We start from the raw sequence: 16,519 nt of genomic DNA on the forward strand, positions 1-16,519 counted from the left end.
GGCCCGGGGGAGCCGCCGCCGCGCCCCGCCCCGGCACCCGCGCCGAGGCCCGCCTGCAGGCCCGGGCCGCCGCCCGCGGCTCCGCCCGCCCGGCCGGACCCGACGCCTCCGGGCGGCTCATCCCCGCCTTCGACGCCTCCCGCGACGAGGAGCAGGACACCGGGCGCGGCCGCCGCGCCCCGTCCCGGCTGCCGATGTTCGCCGCGGTCGGCATCGCCATCGCCGTGGTCGGCGTGGGCGCCGGCGCGCTGCTCAGCACCGGCGGCGACGACGACGGCGGTCAGGACGACCAGGCGCCCGTCTCCGCCTCGGCCCCCGCCGCGCCCGCCCCCAGCGGCTCCGCCTCGGCGTCGCCGTCCGGGGACCCGGTGGCGAAGGGCCAGGCCGCCGAGCTGGACGCGCTCCTGCTCGACAGCAACGACAGCCGCGCCTCCGTGATCGCCTCCGTCGGCAAGATCCGGGCGTGCCAGGACCTCGGGACCGCGGCGAAGGACCTGCGCGCGGCGGCCGGCGAGCGCAACTCCCTGGTCACCCGCCTCGACGGCGTCGAGATCGGCAAGCTCCCCAGCAACGTCGACCTCAAGGCCTCGCTGCGCAAGGCCTGGCAGGCGTCGGCCGAAGCGGACAACCACTACGCCGCCTGGGCCGACCAGATGGCCGGCAAGCGGGGCTGCAAGAAGGGCAAGGCCCGCAACACCCCGCAGACCGCGCAGGCGGAGGCGGCGAGCGGCCGGGCCACGCAGGCCAAGGAGCGGGCCGCCTACCTCTGGAACATGATCGCCAAGGAGCACGGGCTGACGACCCACACCAAGGAGGAGCTGTAGGCGCTCCCCGGAGGACCGCGCTCACTCCCCGACGCGGGCGCGGTCCAAGGGCGCGGTGACGTCGACGAAGTCCCGCTCGCCGGACGCGACGAGCTCGCCGTCGCGCACCCGCTGGAAGGTGACGTGCGCGTTGCCCACCCTGAGGTAGGGCCCGAACGTCTTCAGCCCGTCGTAGGACCAGTCGAGCAGCGGGGTCAGACCGCCGGTGTCGACCTTCAGGCCGCCGTCGAGGACCCGGACGAGCTTCTCCGCGGTGATCTCGCCGCCGCCGGCCGCACCGACCGCCTGGCGCAGCACCTCGTAGGCGATCCACGTGGTCTGCGGGCCCGCGTCGGCCGGGTCGATGCGGTTGTCGCCGAAGGCGTGCTCGCTGATGACCTTGCGCATGGGGTCCCAGCGGCGGTCGCTCGCCACCGGGTACCAGCCGGTGACGAACGCCCCCTCGAAGAGCCCGGAGCCGCCGCCGGAGCGGTTCACGACCGACTGCCCGACGCTGCCGAGGACGGAGGCGACGACCACCGGGCGGCCCGGGGTCCGCAGCCGGCGGAAGGAGTCGAAGAACGAGTCCGTGCGCGCCCCCAGGGCGGCCATCACGCAGCCCCCGCCGTCCTCCTCGCCCCCGCCGGCCGCCGTGCCCGTGCCGACCGCGGCGAGGGCCGCGCCGGCCTCGGTGTCGAAGCCGCTGCCGTCCTCGGGCGCCTTGACGTCGGTGGCGCGCGGGCGGCCGGCCGTCGCGAGCCCGGCGTCGATCAGCGGCGGCAGCGCGTCGCCCGCGAGGGTGTCCGGCCGGACGAGCGCGACCCGGCCGCACTCCTTCGCCAGCTGCAGCCCGCTGCCGGCGAGCAGCGCGGCCTGCCCGGCGTGCACCGGGTAGGTGAAGGCGCCCGCGAACTCCGCCGACGTCAGCCCGTACCCGCCGATGTACGGGATTCCCGCCGTCTCCAGGATCGGCAGCGCGGTGTCCGCGTGCCGGCCGTAGGAGCCGACGACCGCCACCGCGCCCTCGGCGACGGCCCGGCGGGCGCAGCGGCCGGCCCCGATGCTCGTGTCGCGCTCGTTGCAGGTCAGGACCCGCAGCTCGTGCCCCGCGAGCCCGCCGTCGGCGTTGACGGCCCGCGCGTAGGCCGACGCGAGGGCGGGCATCCCGGCCATGTCGGTCGTGCGGGTCTTCCACGGCGCCCAGGTCATGACGGTCACCGGCGGGGTGTCGTCGCCGGTGCCGGGGACGATGCCGCAGCCCGCGAGGAGTCCGGCGGTGAGGGCGGTGGCGAAGGGGCGCAGGAGACGCCCGGGAGAGAGGGTCATGGCGCGTGACGCTGCCGCGTCCGCGTCAACCGTGCGATGACCCGGAGTCAACGTGCGGTGACGCCTGGGTGAACGGCGGACGCCGTGGCGGGGCCCGTCTCCGGCCGCCGGCGGCGGGGAACGTACGATCGGCGATCGTGCAGGGTTCGGAGAAGTCTTCCCGTCGGGGCCGCGGCTCGTCCACCATGGGCGCCATGCCGCTCAACGACATGCCGTGGTGGCGCTGGCGCGCCCAGGTGCGCTCCGCGCTGCACATGCTCTCGGACGAGGCGTTCCAGCAGGACCGCTGGCTCGCCGGCGATCCCGCGTACGGGGACGTGACCGACGCCGTCTACCGCCTGGTGGAGGACACCTGGCTCGACCACTGGTCGGCGGAGAAATACGTGGGCACGATATTCCGCGACCCGGTGGAGGCGTCGCTCGTCGACACCGCCGTGCTCCGGGTCCTGCGGATCATGCACCAGGTGGGCGCGGACGCGCCCGTGACCGTCTACCTGGAGCACCACGGCTGGCCGGAGGCGGTCCGCGCGGCTCGCGAGGCCCATGTGCGCCTCGCGACGGCGGACGGGGACGATCCGGACACCGCGCCGCGCACGCTGGACCTCATCCGCATCCTGACCGGCGCGGCCTGACCGGGCCCGGCTGTGGCATCCTGCGGGGATGACCGCCGCACAGCCCGCCGTACCGTCCTCCGCCGCGCAGCCCGCCCCGGACGCCCGCCCCGACCAGTACGTGCTGACCCTGTCCTGCCCCGACAAGCAGGGCATCGTGCACGCCGTGTCGAGCTTCCTGTTCATGACCGGGTGCAACATCGAGGACAGCCAGCAGTTCGGTGACCACGACACCGGGCTGTTCTTCATGCGGGTGCACTTCTCGGCCGACGGGCTCGACGTCGGGAAGCTGCGGGCGAGCTTCGCGGCGGTCGGCGACGCGTTCCGGATGGACTGGCAGCTGCACGACGCCGGGCGGCGGATGCGGGTCGTGCTCATGGTGTCGAAGTTCGGGCACTGCCTGAACGACCTGCTGTTCCGCGCCCGCAGCGGCGCGCTGCCGGTCGACATCGCGGCCGTCGTCTCCAACCACCCGGACTTCCGCGAGCTGGCGGAGTCCAACGGGGTGCCGTTCCACCACGTGCCGGTGACCCGGGAGACGAAGGCGGAGGCGGAGGCGAAGGTCCTGGAGCTGGTCGAGGCCGAGGGCGTCGAACTGGTCGTCCTGGCCCGCTACATGCAGGTGCTCTCCGACGACTTCTGCAAGCGGCTCAGCGGGCGGATCATCAACATCCACCACTCCTTCCTGCCGTCGTTCAAGGGCGCCAAGCCCTACCACCAGGCGCACACCCGCGGGGTGAAGCTGATCGGGGCGACCGCGCACTACGTGACCGCCGACCTCGACGAGGGCCCGATCATCGAGCAGGAGGTCGAGCGGGTCGGCCACGAGGTCACCCCCGAGCAGCTCGTCGCCGTCGGCCGCGACGTCGAGTGCCAGGCGCTGGCCCGCGCGGTGAAGTGGCACAGCGAGCACCGGGTGCTGCTCAACGGCGCCCGCACGGTCGTCTTCGCCTAGGGCGCCCGGTCCCGCGGCCCTACAGCCGGGACAGCGACGCCGTCGCGAAGAGGACGTCGCGGATCGCGCTCCGGTCGCCGTCCTGGCCCACGGCCGCCTCCTGGGGCGGGACGTGGCCCGCGGCGAGGCGGCAGAACTCGACGTCCTCCATGGCGACCTGGGCCACCACGTGGTCCGCCGAGCCGACCGCGCCCGGTGAGTCCAGGGCGATGTACCAGCTGCCGCCGCCCGAGCCCTCGACGTTCAGCCGCAGGCTCCGGCCCGCCTTCCCCGCCGCGACCAGGCCCTGCGCGGGCTCCGCGAGCCCGGCCTGCCGGCGGGCGGCCAGCGAGACGGGCAGCAGCCGGGTGGCCAGCTCCACCATCCGCTGCAGATGGGGTCCGGCCGGCGGCCCGTAGGGGTAGTCCACCGCGGCGGCGATGTCGCCCGCGTGGATCCAGCACTCGAAGGCGCGTTCCACGAACGCGTCCTGCAGCGACAGGGTGAAGGGGCCGTAGTCGACGCCGAGCCGGGCCGTGCCGGGGGTCGCGAAGGACACCGACCGCAGCATCGTCCAGGCCTGCTCCCGCCACGGCCGGTGCACCAGGTCGCCGGTGGCGAAACGGGTGCTGGCCCAGTACTCCTCGGTGCGGGAGGCCGGGTCGTAGCCCTCGCGTGCGCCCTCCCCGATCGGGTCGTCCAGGCCGAGCGCGGTGGCGACCAGGCCGTCGACGGTCATCAGGTGGCCGATCACCCCGCCCACCGTCGTCTCCCGGCCGGCCGGCGCCACGCCGTCGAACCAGCGCAGCCGGACCGGGGCGTCCCAGTCGTCCTCCTTGAGGTCCCGCAGCAGCGCGTCGAGCCGGGCGGCCTCCGTGTCGTACGGGACGGCCCACTCGGGCAGCGGCACGCGGGCGGGCCGCCGCTCCAGGCACCCGGCGAGGACGCGGGAGCGCAGCGACGGGTCCAGGTCGAGCGACTCGTCCGGCTGCAGCAGCGCCACCGCGTCGTACAGCCGCAGCGCCTCGTCCGCGCACGGCCCGCACTCCCCGAGGTGCAGCTCCACCGCCTCGGCCTCGTCCTCGCCGCACGCCTTCAGCGCCCACACCCCGAGCAGCGACTTCAGGGCGGTGTGGTCGAGCACGGGCGGCGGCGCGGCGGGCGGGGGGACGGCGGCGGGCGCGCCGCCGGGTTCCGCGTCGGGCAGGGGGGCGCCGGAGTTCTCCACCGAGACGCGCGGCGGCGGTATCAGGGGGGAGTCCTCGGGGGAGCGTTCCGGGCCGGTCACGGGGTCCGTCCGTAGGGGGAGGGGTCGGCGTGGGCCGGCCCGACGCTGTCGGGGTCGGCGGGGGAGTGGGTGCGGGCGGTGGCCAGCAGCTGCAGGCCGAGCCGCAGCCGGCGCCGGGCCTCCAGCTCGGTGACGCCGAGCGCCTCGGCCGTCTGCCGGTAGTCGCGGCGCTGGAAGTGCGCGAGCCGCAGCGCGTCCCGCAGCGGCGCGGGCATCGCGTGGACGATGAAGTCGGCGCGGGCGGCGATCGACGCCCGCCGCACCCGCAACTCCAGCTCCTCGCGGGCCGCGGGTCCGCCCGCGGCCTCCAGCGCGCGCGACTCCGTCTCGCGCAGGGCGCCGACGGACCGCTGGTGGGCGAGGGTGGCCAGCCAGGTGCGCAACGGGCCGTGCTTGGGGTCGAAGGCGTCGGCGTGCTCCCAGACGTGGCCGAAGACGTCCCGGGTGATCCGGTCGGCGGCCTCCTCGTCGCCGAGCACCCGGTTGGCGATGCTGTGGACGAGCGGCGCGAACCGGTCGTAGAGCTCGCCGAGCGCGGCCGCCTCCCCGTACGCCAGGCGCTGCTGCATCTTGCGGTCCCAGCGGGGTGCCGCGTCCCTGGCCATGAGCCCCCTTACGCCTTCGTGCCCGTGCCCCGTCCTCCGAATGTAGTGCGGCGGCCGGGATGTGCGGGTGTCTTTGCGGCAACGTCCTGACTGCCGCGGACAGCACATGGTAGAGGGCCGCTCACCGTGTGCAGCCGACGTGTGAGCGTTGTGTGATCGAAGGGGCGTACGATGGAGGATTCGCCCCGTTATCGGTGTGAATGCGCCGACGACCGGGGTGTTTCATGGGGGAGCGGCTCGGGCAGCCGCGATGAGGAACGACCACTTCCGGATCATCCGAGAGCGAGGCGTGACGCGTGACGTTGCACGTGACGGAGAGCGATCAGGACGGGTGGGCGGTGCTCCGGGTGACCGGCGAGATGGACCTGGTGTCGTCGCCCGTCGTCCGGCAGCAGGTGCACGACGCCGTGGCCGACGGGCGGCACGACGTCGTCCTCGACCTGTCGGACGTGATGTTCGTCGACTCCAGCGGGGTCGGCGTCCTGATCGCCACCCGCCGGCTGCTGCGCTCCTGCCAGGGTCGGATGCGGCTGATCCTGCCCGCGCGCGGCGCCGAGGACGGCAGCCACGTCAACCGCGTGCTCGCGGCGCTCGGCGTCCGCCGGCTCTTCGACGTCTACCCGGACGCGGAGTCGGCCCTCGACGAGAGTGCCGAACCGCTGTCGGCGTGAGCGGGCCGCCGACCCGTCGATCCGACCCGTTCATCCGATCAACCGATCGTCCACCGAGGGGACTACGATCCACACCCATGGACAGCGTCGAGTACGAGCGCACGATCGCGGCCCGCTTCGCGATCTTCGACCAGGACGGCAACGGGTACATCGACCGCGCCGACTTCAGCGCGGCCGCCAAGGCGGTCCTCGCCGAGTTCTCCGTCAAGGCCCGCTCCGACAAGGGGCAGGCGCTCTACGACGGGGCCGAGGCCTTCTGGCAGGGCATGGCCGGGATCGCCGACGTCGACGGCGACCAGCGGGTCACCCGCACCGAGTTCGTCACCGGGGCCGTCAAGCGCCTGCGGGACAACCCGCAGCGGTTCGCCGAGATCGCCCGCCCGTTCCTGCGCGCGGTCGCCGCGGTGGCCGACGAGGACGGCGGCGGGGTCGCCCCGGCCGCGGCCGAGCGGGCCCTGCGTGCCCTCGGCGTCGAGCCCGAGGCCTGCCGGACCGCCGCGGCCGAGCTCGCCGAGGACGGCGACGGCCGGATCGCCGAGGACGCGATCGTCGCCGCCTTCGCCGCCTACTGCACGACCGCCGAGCCCGACGCGTAGCGTGCGGCCCCCGCGCCCTGACGCGCGGCGGGGCGGCGGAACGTACGTCCGGATCCGGTGGCGCGCGCGCCCGCCGGGTGTCGCGGCGCGCCCGGATCGGGTGCCGGGGCGATCGGTTGCGACCGGCCTTGCGCGTACCGGGGCGACTACCGAGCGTCGGCGCGGGAGCGCGCGCGGTGCGCCCGCCGTCACGGCGCGGAGTCGGCGCGCGCCTCCGGTACGCTCCTTGGGATGCGAGTGGTTGAGAGGCGCGATCGTTCCGGAGCGGCCCCCGCGGCGGCCCCGGAGCCGGGTACGCCCGCCACCCGTGCCCGGTCGGGGCGGTCCGCGCCCCGATGTTCGATCCCCCGCGATGTGCGTCGCACAGTATGCAGGACGAGTACTCCTTCGCGCTGGAATATGCCTGAAGCGCTTGTTGGGGTGACGCAACGTCAATCATGCTGTGTCAACCGAGGGTCACTTTCCGTGATCCTCCCGAGGCGCGAGGCGATGTGTCCGCCGGTTCGGATGGTGTGAGCGGTGCAGGTGCTTCAGGTTGAGCTGCAGGTAGGCCCGGATCCCGCGGAGGTGGGGCGGGCCCGCAGGTGGGCGCGTTCCCGGCTCGCCGGGTCGGGCATAGGTGCCGACGAGCCGCTGGCCGACACGCTCCTGCTGCTGATCTCCGAGCTGGTGACGAACGCGGTCGTCCACACCGGCTGTCCGGCCGTGCTGCGCATCCGGATGCCCGCGGCCGACGACGAGTCCGCGGCCGTCCGCGTCGAGGTCGCCGACGCCAGCTCGCGGCCGCCCCGCCCGCGGCACGCCCAGGGCGACGACACCAACGGCCGCGGCCTGGAACTGGTCGACGGCCTCGCCGACCGCTGGGGCTGGCAGCCCGAGGGGGCCGGCAAGCGGATCTGGTGCGAACTCGACCGGACGCCGGGGGCCTGTACCGCGGAGGACGACGAGGCCGCGCTGCTCGCGGTCTACGGCTCGTACTCCGCCGCCGACATCTTCGAGGTCCCCGAGTCCCCCGGCGCCCTCCCCTCCGCCCCCGGCCTCTACGGAGGCCGCACCGCCTACTCCTGACGCCGCCCTCACCCCACCGCCCGGAACGTCCTGCGGTACGCGGTCGGCGCGACCCCCGTCGCCGCCTGGAAGTGCTGCCGCAACGACGCCGCCGTCCCGAACCCGGCGTCCCGCGCCACTTGGTCGACGGACAGCTCCGACGACTCCAGCAGGTGCCGCGCCCGCTCCACCCGCTGTCGCGCGATCCACCGCCCCGGGCTCATCCCCGTCTCCTCGCGGAAGCGGCGGGTGAACGTCCGCACCGACATCGACTCCAGCTCGGCGAGGTCCCGCAGCCGCAGCGGCTCGTGCAGCCGGGTCAGCGCCCAGGCGCGCGCCGCGGTCGTGGTCGCCGCGGACGGCTCGGGGACGGGTCGGCTGACGTACTGGGCCTGACCCCCGTCGCGGTGCGGGGGCACCACCGTCCGGCGCGCGATGTCGTTCGCGACCGCGCTGCCGTGGTCCCTGCGCACCACGTGCAGGCAGAGGTCGATCCCGGCCGCGACCCCCGCCGACGTCAGCACGTCGCCGTCGTCCACGTAGAGCACGTCCGGGTCGACGCGGACCTGGGGGTACAGCCGCTGCATGAGGTCCGTGCGCGACCAGTGCGTCGTGGCCCGCCGCCCGTCCAGGAACCCGGCCGCGCCGAGGACGAAGCTGCCGGTGCAGATCGACATCAGCCGGGTCCCGGGCCTGATGTGCGCCAGCGCCCGTGCCAGTTCGGCGGGGAGCACACCCTCCTCGAAGAGCGACGGGTGGTCGTACCCGGCCGGCACCACCACGGTGTCCGCCGTCGCCAGCGCCTGCGCGCCGTGCTCGACGTGCACCTCGAAGTCCGCCTGCGTCCGCACCCGTCCGGGGGCGAGCGCGCAGGTCAGCACCTCGTACAGGGGATCCCCGCCGGCGGTGCGGGTCAGCCCGAAGATCCGCGCGGGGATGCCGAGTTCGAACGGGACCACCCCGTCGAGCGCGAGCACCACGACGCGGTGGGCGCGGGGCGGTGCGGGCATCGGCGGTCCTCTCCCTGGTGTGCGCCGCGCGGTGGCGGGACGCGTAGGCGACAAGTCCGGGACGGGCGCGGTCATTCCCGGCCGCGGAGACATCCGGCCCGGCGAGGGGCGCCCCTGATCGCGCGGGGGTCGGGAGCCCGGGCGGTTCGAGCCGTTCGGCGCAGGGCCCCCGCAACGCCGGACCGGAGCCACGGCCCTGTCCGGCCTGCGACACCCGCCGCCAGTGGCCCGATCCTGACGACCCGTGGCCGTCGGGCCACTGGATCACGCCCGGGCTTCTCGGCGACGCTGGCCCCGTGACACGGACCGCCGCTGAACCCACCGCCCCGGACGGGGCGACGCCCCCGCGCGACCGCGCCCGAAGAGTCCACCGTGCCTGGACCGTCGCCGCCGTCGCCTTCGTGACCATCATCGGCGCGGCCGGCTTCGCCTCCCTGCCCGGGCTCCTCGTCGACCCCCTGCACCGGGAGTTCGACTGGTCGAGGGGCACGATCGGCGCGGCCGTGTCCGTCAACCTCGCGCTGTACGGGCTGACCGCCCCGTTCGCCGCCGCGCTCATGGACCGCTTCGGGATCCGCCGCGTCGTCGCCTGCGCGCTGACGGTCATCGCCGTCGGCACCACCGCGACGGTCACGATGACCGCGGCCTGGCAGCTCGTCCTCTACTGGGGCGTGCTCGTCGGCCTCGGCAGCGGATCGATGGCGCTCGCGTTCGCCGCGACCGTCACCAACCGCTGGTTCACGGCCCGCCGGGGCCTGGTGACCGGCGTCCTGACCGCGGCCGGCGCGTCGGGCCAACTCGTGTTCCTGCCGCTGCTGTCGTACCTCGTCGACGCCCACGGCTGGCGGCCCGCCGCGATCACCGTCGCGCTGACCGCGCTCGCCGTCGTCCCGTTCGTCTGGCTGCTGCTGCGCGACCACCCCGCGGACGTCGGCCTCGCCCCGTACGGCGGGACGTACGCCGAGAAGCCCGCGCCCGTCCCCGGCGCGGCCCGCCGCGCGGTGGCCGTGCTGCTCCGGGCGGCCCGCACCGGCCCGTTCTGGCTGCTCGCGGGCACGTTCGCGATCTGCGGGGCGTCCACGAACGGCATCATGAAGACCCACTTCATCCCCGACGCGCACGGCCACGGCATGCCGCTCACCGCCGCCGCGTCGCTCCTCGCCGTGATCGGCGTCTTCGACATCGTCGGCACCGTCTTCTCCGGCTGGCTCACCGACCGCTTCGACTCCCGCCGGCTCCTCGCCACCTACTACGCCCTGCGAGGGATCTCGCTCCTCTTCCTGCCGATGCTGATGGCCCCGACCGTCCGCCCCCCGATGCTGTTCTTCATCGTCTTCTACGGCCTCGACTGGGTCGCCACCGTCCCGCCCACCATCGCCCTGTGCCGCGAGCACTACGGCGACGACTCCGCCGTCGTCTTCGGCTGGGTCCTCGCCTCCCACCAGCTCGGCGCCGCCCTCGTCGCCTTCCTCGGCGGCTGGGCCCGCGACGTCTTCGGCGCCTACGACGTCGTCTGGTACGCCTCCGGCGCACTCTGCGCGGCGGCAGCCCTGATGGCACTCGTCCTCCGGGCCCGGCCGGCCGGAGCCGCGGGGGAGCGGGGGCGTGGGGGTCAGGCGCGGCCGGAGGCGATGCGTTTGGCGATGCGGTTCGCGTCGAGGGCGAGTTCGCGGAACATGCCGCTGATGGGGTTGGTGAAGCCGGTGAAGAAGAGGCCGGGGGCGGAGGGGAGGGGGCGGCGGCCGTGGGTGCGGGGGCGGCCGCGGGCGTCGAGGACGTCGAGGTGGCCGACGAGGTCCGAAAGGCCGCGCTGGTAGCCCGTGGCGGCGATGACGACGTCCGGGGTGACGCGTTCGCCGGAGGCGAGGACGACGTCGGTGCCGTCGAGCGCGGAGACCGCGGGCACGACCTGCACGCGGCCCGTGCGGACCGCCTTGACGAGCCCGACGTCCTGCACCGGGATCGCCCCCTGCCGCACCCGGGTGTAGAGCCCGCCGGTGGGCCGGGGGAGCCCGTGCGCGGAGAGGTCCGGCGTGCTCAGCCGGCTGACCGGCCCCGCGAGCCGGTCGACGAGCGCGACGGGCAGCCGCCGGACGAGAATGCCGGTGCGCTGCGACGGCCAGCCCAGCGTCGAGCGGCGCAGGATGTACGGCGGCGTCCGCACCGCGAGCCGGACCCGCGCGGCCCCGCCGTCGGCGAGGTCCGCGGCGATCTCCGCGCCGGTGTTCCCGACGCCGACGACGAGCACGTCGCGGTCGGCGTACGGCCCCGGGTTGCGGTACTCCGACGCGTGCAGCAACTCGCCCCGGAAGGTGTCCCGTCCGGGCCATTCGGGCACCTTCGGCGTGTGGTTGAAGCCGGTCGCGACGACCACCGCGCGCCCCGTCAGCCTGCGCCCGCCCGTCGCGTGCAGCAGCCAGCCGCCGCCGGCCGCGCCGGCCGCGCCGTCGGCGAGCCGCTCGACGCGCGTCACCTCGACGCCGGTCACGACCTCGATGTCGTGGTGCTCGGCGTACTTCTCCAGGTACCGGACCACGTCGTCCCGCCTCACCCACCGCCCGAACCTGCGCGGTATCGCGAGCCCCGGCAGCGCGGAGAGCCGCCGCGTGGTGTGCAGCCGCAGCCGGTCGTAGTGCCTGCGCCACGACGACCCGACGCCGGCCCCCTTCTCCAGGACGACCGTCCGCACCCCCCGCTTCCGCAGCGCGTACGCCACGGCGAGCCCACCGGGCCCGGCGCCGATCACGTACACGGGCCGTTCGTCGTTCACGCGCGGGGAGGGTGCCATGGCACGGGAGCGTACGGACGCGACCCTCCGCGCGGGGCGCGCGAGCGTGCCGATGCGGTTGCGAATTGATCACGTGCGGCGGGTGGTTCGGGCCCCCGCCGGGGCGCTACGGCCAGAGCAGGCCGCGGGTCCAGCCGGTGCCGTCGGGGGTGCGGCGGTAGTGGAGGCGCAGGTGGCGGCGGTGGGCCTCGCCCTGGAAGAACTCGGCCTCCTCGGGGGCGAGGACGTACGCGGTCCAGGTGGGCGCGTCGGTGTCGTGGGCGCGTTCGGCGCGGTCCCAGGCCGCCGCGGAGGCCTCCGCGAGCTCGTCGACGGAGGCGAGCGGGGCGCTCTGGGTGCCGGTCAGCGCGGCGGCGAGCGCGCCGGTCGAGCGGGCGTGCAGGCCGGCCTGCGCGACCTCCGGGGGCAGCGCGGCCACCCGCCCGCGCAGCCGCACCTGGCGGCCGAGCGCGGGCCAGTAGAAGTGCAGCGCCGCGCGCGGGTCCGCGGTCAGCTGGCGGCCCTTCGCGCTGGTCACGTGCGTCGCGAAGTGCCACCCGCGGTCGTCCGCGTCGTGCAGCAGCAGCGTCCGCACGTCCGGCCCGCCCGCCGCGTCCGCCGTCGCCAACTGCATGGCGTGCGGCTCGGGTTGCCCCGCCTCCACCGCGGCCGCGAACCACGCGCGGAACAGCGGCAGCGGGTCCTCCGGCGCGTTCGCCGGGTCGAACTCCGGCAGCTCGACGTCCCAGACGCGCTGGGCACGGAGCAGGTCGGTGAAGGCGTCGTGATCCATGCGCCGATTCTCGCGCGGGGAGCGGTGGATCGCGCGCACCGGGCGCGCATCCGGTTCCGCGCGGGCCGCGCGCGGGCGGGGCCCGGCTCAGGGCAGGGCGAGGGGCGGCAGGGTCGCGTCGTGGCAGAGCTGCGCGAGCACCACGCGATGCAGCAGCGCCGCGTCCACGAACTGGCCCTCCCGGGGCGGGCCGCAGCGCCAGCTCAGCGGGTACGTCTCGCCGTGCGCGGCGGGGATCCCGACGTACAGGTCCCGCGCCGCCGGGCCGAAGCACGTCGCCCCCGGCGGCCAGTCGTGGCCCGCGCTCGCGCCCGGGGCGAGCAGGAAGTACGTCCACCGGCCGCCGTGCACCTCCCGCACGACGGGGCCCGGCCGGCCCTCCGTCAGCGCGGCGAGGTGGTGCAGCACGGCCTCGCCCCGTACGCCCCGGACGCGGATCGCGTCGAAGTGGATGCCTGCGAGGCGGAGTTGGTGCCCGCGGGCAGGCACCCAGTCGGGGAGGTCTTCGCTCGTCATGGGTACGAGTGTCGACGCGATTGCGTAGCGTTACCAGGGGGGCGAGGTCCACATCGGTGCGTTGTGGGGAGAACGGTTGTGAGCGGAGACGGTCCTTCGGCCGCGCGGCGGCACACGGGCGAGCTGATCAAGGCGTTCCGCCGGAGCGCGGGGCTGACGCAGCGGCAGCTGGCCGATCGGCTGCTCGTGTCGGAGTCGCTCCAGGGGGCGTACGAGCGCGCCGAGCGCATTCCGTCGCGTGAGTACCTCACCGAGGCGGATCGGGTGCTGAACGCGTTCGGAGCGGTCGAGGCGTGCGCGGAGTTGATGGATGCGGAGAAGTATCCGCCCCAGTTTCAGGGGTGGGCCCGGCTCGAGGCCGACGCGATGGCAATCAGCGCCTACGAGTGCATGCTCGTACCGGGACTTCTCCAGCCCGAGGGCTATGCGCGTGAGCTCTTCGGCATGCGAGTTCCGGCGCACCATGAGGAGGAGGTCGAGCGCTTCGTGCAGGCCCGACTCGACCGCCAGGCCGTCCTCCGCCGTCAGCCCCTTCCCATCGTCGGATTCGTCGTGGAACAGGCCGTCTTCGAGCGCCCGTTGGGCGGCGTGAGCCAGCACCGCAAGACGTTGGGCCACATTTTGGAATGCATCCGTGCCATGCCCCACCTCGTGATGCAAGTGATGCCCACGCACGTCGAGCGTCACGTATCGATGGGCGGAGCGATGCAGCTCCTGACCACGTCCACAGGCAAGAATCTCGTATACGCCGACCGGCAGCTCGGCGGTACGTTGTTGTCGAGACCGGACGAGGTCGCTGTCCTCATGGAGCGCTTTGGCACCCTGCGAGCTCAGGCTCTGAACCCGGCCGAGTCAGTTGACCTCATCGAAAGGATCGCGAGCAAACTATGACCGCTGGATCGGCCCGCCCTGAAGGCACCACCAGCGACGGGCGCTCCCGCGACGACGTTGCACTTACGTGGCACAAGTCCTCTTACAGCAACGATGAGGGCGAGGCATGCATAGTGATCGCCCACGGTCCGGACGACGCCGTGCACGTCCGGGACTCCAAGCTCGCGCCGAGCGCGCGCACGCTCACCGTCGCCGCCGCCACCTGGTCCGCGTTCGTCGCCCTCGCGGTGAGCGCATGACGCGCCGGTCCGCGGCGAAACGCACCGCGGACGCGCGGCGGGCCGCGTCCCGGCCGGTGCACAGCGGCCGCGTGCGGGAGTGGCACGGCGAGGAGGGCTGGGGCGTCCTGACCACGGACGCCCTGCCGGAGGGCGTCTGGGCCCACTACTCCGTGCTCGTCGTGGACGGCTTCCGCGAACTCGCCCCGGGGCAGGCGGTCACCTTCACCGTGGAGGCCGTCCACCAGGACGGCTACCCCCACCGCGCCCTCCAGGTGTGGCCGACCGCCTGACGCCCTGCGCGGCAGCACGCGAACGGCCACCGGTGCCGTCCCCGCGTCCGCGGCTCACCGCGAGCCGTAGAGCCGGACCTCCGCCCGCAGCGGCCCCAGCTTCTCGGTGACGAGGGCGCGCACGTCGGGCCAGGGCAGTCCGCCGAGCCCGCAGCCGAGCGCGGGGACGGCGAGGCTGGACAGCTCCAGCTCGCCGACGACGCGCACGAGGTCGTCGAGGCCGTCGCGGACGTCCTCGATCCGGGACGCGTCGCGCCAGTGCCGCTTGGTCGGGAAGTGCAGCACCCAGCGGCCGTGCGGCAGCGCGACCGGCAGGACGCGCCCCGCCCGCACCCTCCCCTCCGCGCACGCGGTCGCGTACGCCGCGAACACCTCCGGGTGGGCGCGCTTGAACTGCAGCGCCAGGCCCTTCCCCATCACCCCGACGGTGTTGACCGGATTGACCAGCCCCTGCGCGCCGCCCCGCGCCAGGTCCCCCCTCGCCTCGACGATCACCCGCCCGCTCCCCTCGAAGTCCTGCGGACAGGTCTACCAGGAGGGTCTGACACCGCGCGTCGCGCGGGGCGAGGCGTGTGACGCGCGGCGTGCCGGTGAGGCGCGCGGCCGGTGGATCCGCCCGCCGGCCGGTGTCCCCTCGCTCACTGCCCGACGAGCGCCGCCGTCGTGCCCAGGGTGCGCCAGCCGCCTGCCTTGCGCTGCTCGATCCAGACGGGGTGGGAGGAGGGCTGGCGGGTGGGGTCGAAGGAGAGGGAGCCGGTGAGGTCGGGGACCTCGACGTCGGCGAGGCGGGACTGGAGTTCCTCGCGGACGATCTCGACGGGGAGGGGGTTCTCCGGCGGGGTGTCGGCGCGCAGGTCGCGCAGGGCGGTGGCGACGGCCGTGGCGGCCTGGTACTCCTCCAGGGTGCCCAGGCCGTCGGGGAAGTCGTAGGCCGGGCGGTCGGCCGCGACGCGCTTGCAGAGTTCGGGGGACAGGGGCGCCTCGCACTCCGCGCGCACCAGCCCGCGGGACACGCTCCGGACCCGGAGCACGCCGTCCGGGACGGCCCCCTCGTCCGCCGCACCGGCGTACCGCGCGCAGCCCCGCTCGGTGTCGGGCGCACCGACGACCGGCTTCGCGAAACCGGCCCGGTCCAGCGCGGTCGCCGACGCCGCGAGGTCGGAGGAGGCCACGTTCAGGTAGACCGCGTCGGGGCGGTGCTTCTCCAGGGCGTCCTGGACGGCGACCCGCCCGATCCGGTCGGGACGCGCCTTTTCGACGGCGACCGTCGCCCCGCGCGCCTCCAGCGGCAGCGCCTTGCTCAGCGCGTCGGTGTGCACGGCGGGTCCGTCGCCCATGACCAGCAGCCGGCGCACGTCGTGCCGCGTGTTCAGGTACGCCGCGACACCGGCGGCCTGGTCGGCGGGGGTGGTCGCGAGGGCGAACGGCGGGTTCTCCGCGACCGGCCGCTGCACGGCGTCGCAGGTGCGCAGGCGGGGGACGGGATAGGTGTCCGCCGGCAGGTCGCCGAGCGCGTCGGGGTCGCCGATGACGGCGATCACCTCGGGGTGTTCCTCGAGCAGCCCGTCGTAGCCGATCATCCCGTCGAGCGACCGGAAGGCGGACGGCTGGTCGATGCCGAGGACCTCGATCGCCGGCAGGCCCGGCGACCGGGCGGCCATGTCCTCGACGGCGAGCCGCGCGACGCTCGTCTGGATCTGGTGGTTGGGGTTCGCACCGTCGCCGACGACCACGATCGTGTAGACGGCCTCGGCGGGGAACTCGGCGGCGGACGAGTCCGGGTGGTCGTCGCGCCCGATCGCGAACGTCACGCCGGCCGTCAGCGCCGTCGCCACGCCCGCGCCGACGATCGCCTTGACCACCGAGCGACGCGGCGGGCGCGCGGACGGCCGCGCGAGGCGTCGGAAGCGCGAGGTCCCGCGACCGGCGGGCGTCAGCGGGACGACGCTGGTGGCGTCGGGGTCGGACGCGGGGGAGGGGGCGGGCGCGGCCGCCTCCGCCGCGGTGCGCCGCGCGAGGGGCCAGCGCCTGCGCGGCGACGGCGTGGGCCACGGGGGCCGGGGGGCGGACGACGGGTCGGCGTACGGCGCCGTCACCGGCCGCGGGGGCACCGCCCGCTGCGGCGGACGGCTCCGCCGGGTGTCGGAGCC

General features: G+C 75.0%; 16 protein-coding genes and 3 pseudogenes. 10 read left to right on the forward strand and 9 right to left on the reverse strand.

The window, feature by feature from the left end; all coding sequences use genetic code 11:
* A pseudogene (locus ACFWEG_RS22935) lies at positions 1 to 824 on the forward strand (hypothetical protein); the annotation flags it as partial.
* A gap of 21 nt (positions 825 to 845) precedes the next feature.
* Here the strand turns inward: ACFWEG_RS22935 and ACFWEG_RS22940 are convergent.
* Positions 846 to 2,129: an ABC transporter substrate-binding protein gene (locus ACFWEG_RS22940; protein ID WP_387218223.1), complete on the reverse strand. Its 1,284-nt coding sequence runs from the start codon at positions 2,127 to 2,129 to the stop codon at positions 846 to 848.
* Positions 2,130 to 2,314: 185 nt separating this feature from the next.
* Here ACFWEG_RS22940 and ACFWEG_RS22945 point away from each other — a divergent pair, with 185 nt between their 5' ends.
* Entirely contained in the window at positions 2,315 to 2,761 is a 447-nt protein-coding gene (locus ACFWEG_RS22945; RefSeq protein ID WP_387218257.1) for a hypothetical protein, read from the forward strand.
* A gap of 28 nt (positions 2,762 to 2,789) precedes the next feature.
* On the forward strand, positions 2,790 to 3,695 hold the full coding sequence (gene purU / locus ACFWEG_RS22950; protein ID WP_387218226.1) for a formyltetrahydrofolate deformylase: 906 nt from the start codon (positions 2,790 to 2,792) through the stop codon (positions 3,693 to 3,695).
* Positions 3,696 to 3,714: 19 nt separating this feature from the next.
* Here the strand turns inward: purU and ACFWEG_RS22955 are convergent, their stop codons facing one another.
* Together ACFWEG_RS22955 and ACFWEG_RS22960 are read right to left on the reverse strand one after the other, a co-directional pair.
* Positions 3,715 to 4,962: a maleylpyruvate isomerase N-terminal domain-containing protein gene (locus ACFWEG_RS22955; RefSeq protein ID WP_387218228.1), complete on the reverse strand. Its 1,248-nt coding sequence runs from the start codon at positions 4,960 to 4,962 to the stop codon at positions 3,715 to 3,717.
* Entirely contained in the window at positions 4,959 to 5,567 is a 609-nt protein-coding gene (locus ACFWEG_RS22960) for a sigma-70 family RNA polymerase sigma factor (protein WP_387218230.1), read from the reverse strand. Before ACFWEG_RS22960 ends, ACFWEG_RS22955 begins: the two co-directional genes overlap by 4 nt.
* A 296-nt stretch (positions 5,568 to 5,863) precedes the next feature.
* Here ACFWEG_RS22960 and ACFWEG_RS22965 point away from each other — a divergent pair, with 296 nt between their 5' ends.
* The 3 genes from ACFWEG_RS22965 to ACFWEG_RS22975 all read left to right on the forward strand — a co-directional run bounded on the left by ACFWEG_RS22965 (position 5,864) and on the right by ACFWEG_RS22975 (position 7,902).
* Positions 5,864 to 6,238, forward strand: a complete 375-nt coding sequence (locus tag ACFWEG_RS22965) for an STAS domain-containing protein (RefSeq protein WP_387218232.1) — start codon at positions 5,864 to 5,866, stop codon at positions 6,236 to 6,238.
* 77 nt (positions 6,239 to 6,315) lie between these two features.
* A complete protein-coding gene (locus tag ACFWEG_RS22970) occupies positions 6,316 to 6,834 on the forward strand; it encodes an EF-hand domain-containing protein (RefSeq protein WP_387218234.1) in 519 nt (172 codons plus the stop codon).
* A 519-nt stretch (positions 6,835 to 7,353) separates the two neighbouring features.
* Complete coding sequence (locus ACFWEG_RS22975; protein ID WP_387218236.1) at positions 7,354 to 7,902, forward strand: ATP-binding protein; 549 nt, start codon at positions 7,354 to 7,356, stop codon at positions 7,900 to 7,902.
* Between the two features lie 8 nt (positions 7,903 to 7,910).
* Here the strand turns inward: ACFWEG_RS22975 and ACFWEG_RS22980 are convergent, their stop codons facing one another.
* Positions 7,911 to 8,891: a helix-turn-helix domain-containing protein gene (locus tag ACFWEG_RS22980; protein ID WP_387218238.1), complete on the reverse strand. Its 981-nt coding sequence runs from the start codon at positions 8,889 to 8,891 to the stop codon at positions 7,911 to 7,913.
* Positions 8,892 to 9,187: 296 nt separating this feature from the next.
* Here ACFWEG_RS22980 and ACFWEG_RS22985 point away from each other — a divergent pair.
* Positions 9,188 to 10,495: pseudogene (locus tag ACFWEG_RS22985) on the forward strand (MFS transporter); the annotation flags it as partial.
* Between the two features lie 8 nt (positions 10,496 to 10,503).
* On the opposite strand, the gene ACFWEG_RS22990 reads toward ACFWEG_RS22985, so the two are convergent.
* From ACFWEG_RS22990 to ACFWEG_RS23000, 3 genes are all read right to left on the reverse strand, one after another.
* Positions 10,504 to 11,679: a flavin-containing monooxygenase gene (locus ACFWEG_RS22990; RefSeq protein WP_387218240.1), complete on the reverse strand. Its 1,176-nt coding sequence runs from the start codon at positions 11,677 to 11,679 to the stop codon at positions 10,504 to 10,506.
* 106 nt (positions 11,680 to 11,785) lie between these two features.
* Positions 11,786 to 12,451, reverse strand: coding sequence for a pyridoxal 5'-phosphate synthase (locus tag ACFWEG_RS22995; protein WP_387218242.1), 666 nt, complete (start codon positions 12,449 to 12,451; stop codon positions 11,786 to 11,788).
* An 87-nt stretch (positions 12,452 to 12,538) separates the two neighbouring features.
* Positions 12,539 to 12,967, reverse strand: a complete 429-nt coding sequence (locus ACFWEG_RS23000; protein WP_387218245.1) for a hypothetical protein — start codon at positions 12,965 to 12,967, stop codon at positions 12,539 to 12,541.
* Between the two features lie 78 nt (positions 12,968 to 13,045).
* Between ACFWEG_RS23000 and ACFWEG_RS23005 the strand changes: the two genes are divergently transcribed.
* From ACFWEG_RS23005 to ACFWEG_RS23015, 3 genes are read left to right on the forward strand one after another with little or no spacing between them, the layout of a single operon-like run.
* Positions 13,046 to 13,858: a Scr1 family TA system antitoxin-like transcriptional regulator gene (locus ACFWEG_RS23005; RefSeq protein ID WP_387218247.1), complete on the forward strand. Its 813-nt coding sequence runs from the start codon at positions 13,046 to 13,048 to the stop codon at positions 13,856 to 13,858.
* On the forward strand, positions 13,855 to 14,097 hold the full coding sequence (locus ACFWEG_RS23010) for a DUF397 domain-containing protein (protein WP_387218249.1): 243 nt from the start codon (positions 13,855 to 13,857) through the stop codon (positions 14,095 to 14,097). The genes ACFWEG_RS23005 and ACFWEG_RS23010 overlap by 4 nt, the downstream gene beginning before the upstream one ends.
* Entirely contained in the window at positions 14,094 to 14,369 is a 276-nt protein-coding gene (locus ACFWEG_RS23015) for a cold-shock protein (RefSeq protein ID WP_387218251.1), read from the forward strand. The genes ACFWEG_RS23010 and ACFWEG_RS23015 overlap by 4 nt, the downstream gene beginning before the upstream one ends.
* A 54-nt stretch (positions 14,370 to 14,423) precedes the next feature.
* Here the strand turns inward: ACFWEG_RS23015 and ACFWEG_RS23020 are convergent, their stop codons facing one another.
* Together ACFWEG_RS23020 and ACFWEG_RS23025 are read right to left on the reverse strand one after the other, a co-directional pair.
* Positions 14,424 to 14,864, reverse strand: coding sequence for a macro domain-containing protein (locus ACFWEG_RS23020; protein ID WP_387218254.1), 441 nt, complete (start codon positions 14,862 to 14,864; stop codon positions 14,424 to 14,426).
* A gap of 143 nt (positions 14,865 to 15,007) precedes the next feature.
* Positions 15,008 to 16,519 (reverse strand): annotated as a pseudogene (locus ACFWEG_RS23025) (hypothetical protein); the annotation flags it as partial.

It is taken from the genome of Streptomyces sp. NPDC060194, from assembly GCF_042728285.1.
In the GTDB taxonomy this organism is placed as follows: domain Bacteria; phylum Actinomycetota; class Actinomycetes; order Streptomycetales; family Streptomycetaceae; genus Streptomyces.

Bases quoted from the DNA above. Each gene is read 5' to 3' on its own strand.
- ACFWEG_RS22990 (WP_387218240.1), bottom strand. From the start codon at position 11,679: ATGGCACCCTCCCCGCGCGTGAACGACGAACGGCCCGTGTACGTGATC.
- ACFWEG_RS22940 (WP_387218223.1), bottom strand. From the start codon at position 2,129: ATGACCCTCTCTCCCGGGCGTCTCCTGCGCCCCTTCGCCACCGCCCTC.
- ACFWEG_RS23010 (WP_387218249.1), top strand. From the start codon at position 13,855: ATGACCGCTGGATCGGCCCGCCCTGAAGGCACCACCAGCGACGGGCGC.
- ACFWEG_RS22945 (WP_387218257.1), top strand. From the start codon at position 2,315: ATGGGCGCCATGCCGCTCAACGACATGCCGTGGTGGCGCTGGCGCGCC.
- purU (WP_387218226.1), top strand. From the start codon at position 2,790: ATGACCGCCGCACAGCCCGCCGTACCGTCCTCCGCCGCGCAGCCCGCC.
- ACFWEG_RS23015 (WP_387218251.1), top strand. From the start codon at position 14,094: ATGACGCGCCGGTCCGCGGCGAAACGCACCGCGGACGCGCGGCGGGCC.
- ACFWEG_RS22980 (WP_387218238.1), bottom strand. From the start codon at position 8,891: ATGCCCGCACCGCCCCGCGCCCACCGCGTCGTGGTGCTCGCGCTCGAC.
- ACFWEG_RS22995 (WP_387218242.1), bottom strand. From the start codon at position 12,451: ATGGATCACGACGCCTTCACCGACCTGCTCCGTGCCCAGCGCGTCTGG.
- ACFWEG_RS23000 (WP_387218245.1), bottom strand. From the start codon at position 12,967: ATGACGAGCGAAGACCTCCCCGACTGGGTGCCTGCCCGCGGGCACCAA.
- ACFWEG_RS22970 (WP_387218234.1), top strand. From the start codon at position 6,316: ATGGACAGCGTCGAGTACGAGCGCACGATCGCGGCCCGCTTCGCGATC.
- ACFWEG_RS22960 (WP_387218230.1), bottom strand. From the start codon at position 5,567: ATGGCCAGGGACGCGGCACCCCGCTGGGACCGCAAGATGCAGCAGCGC.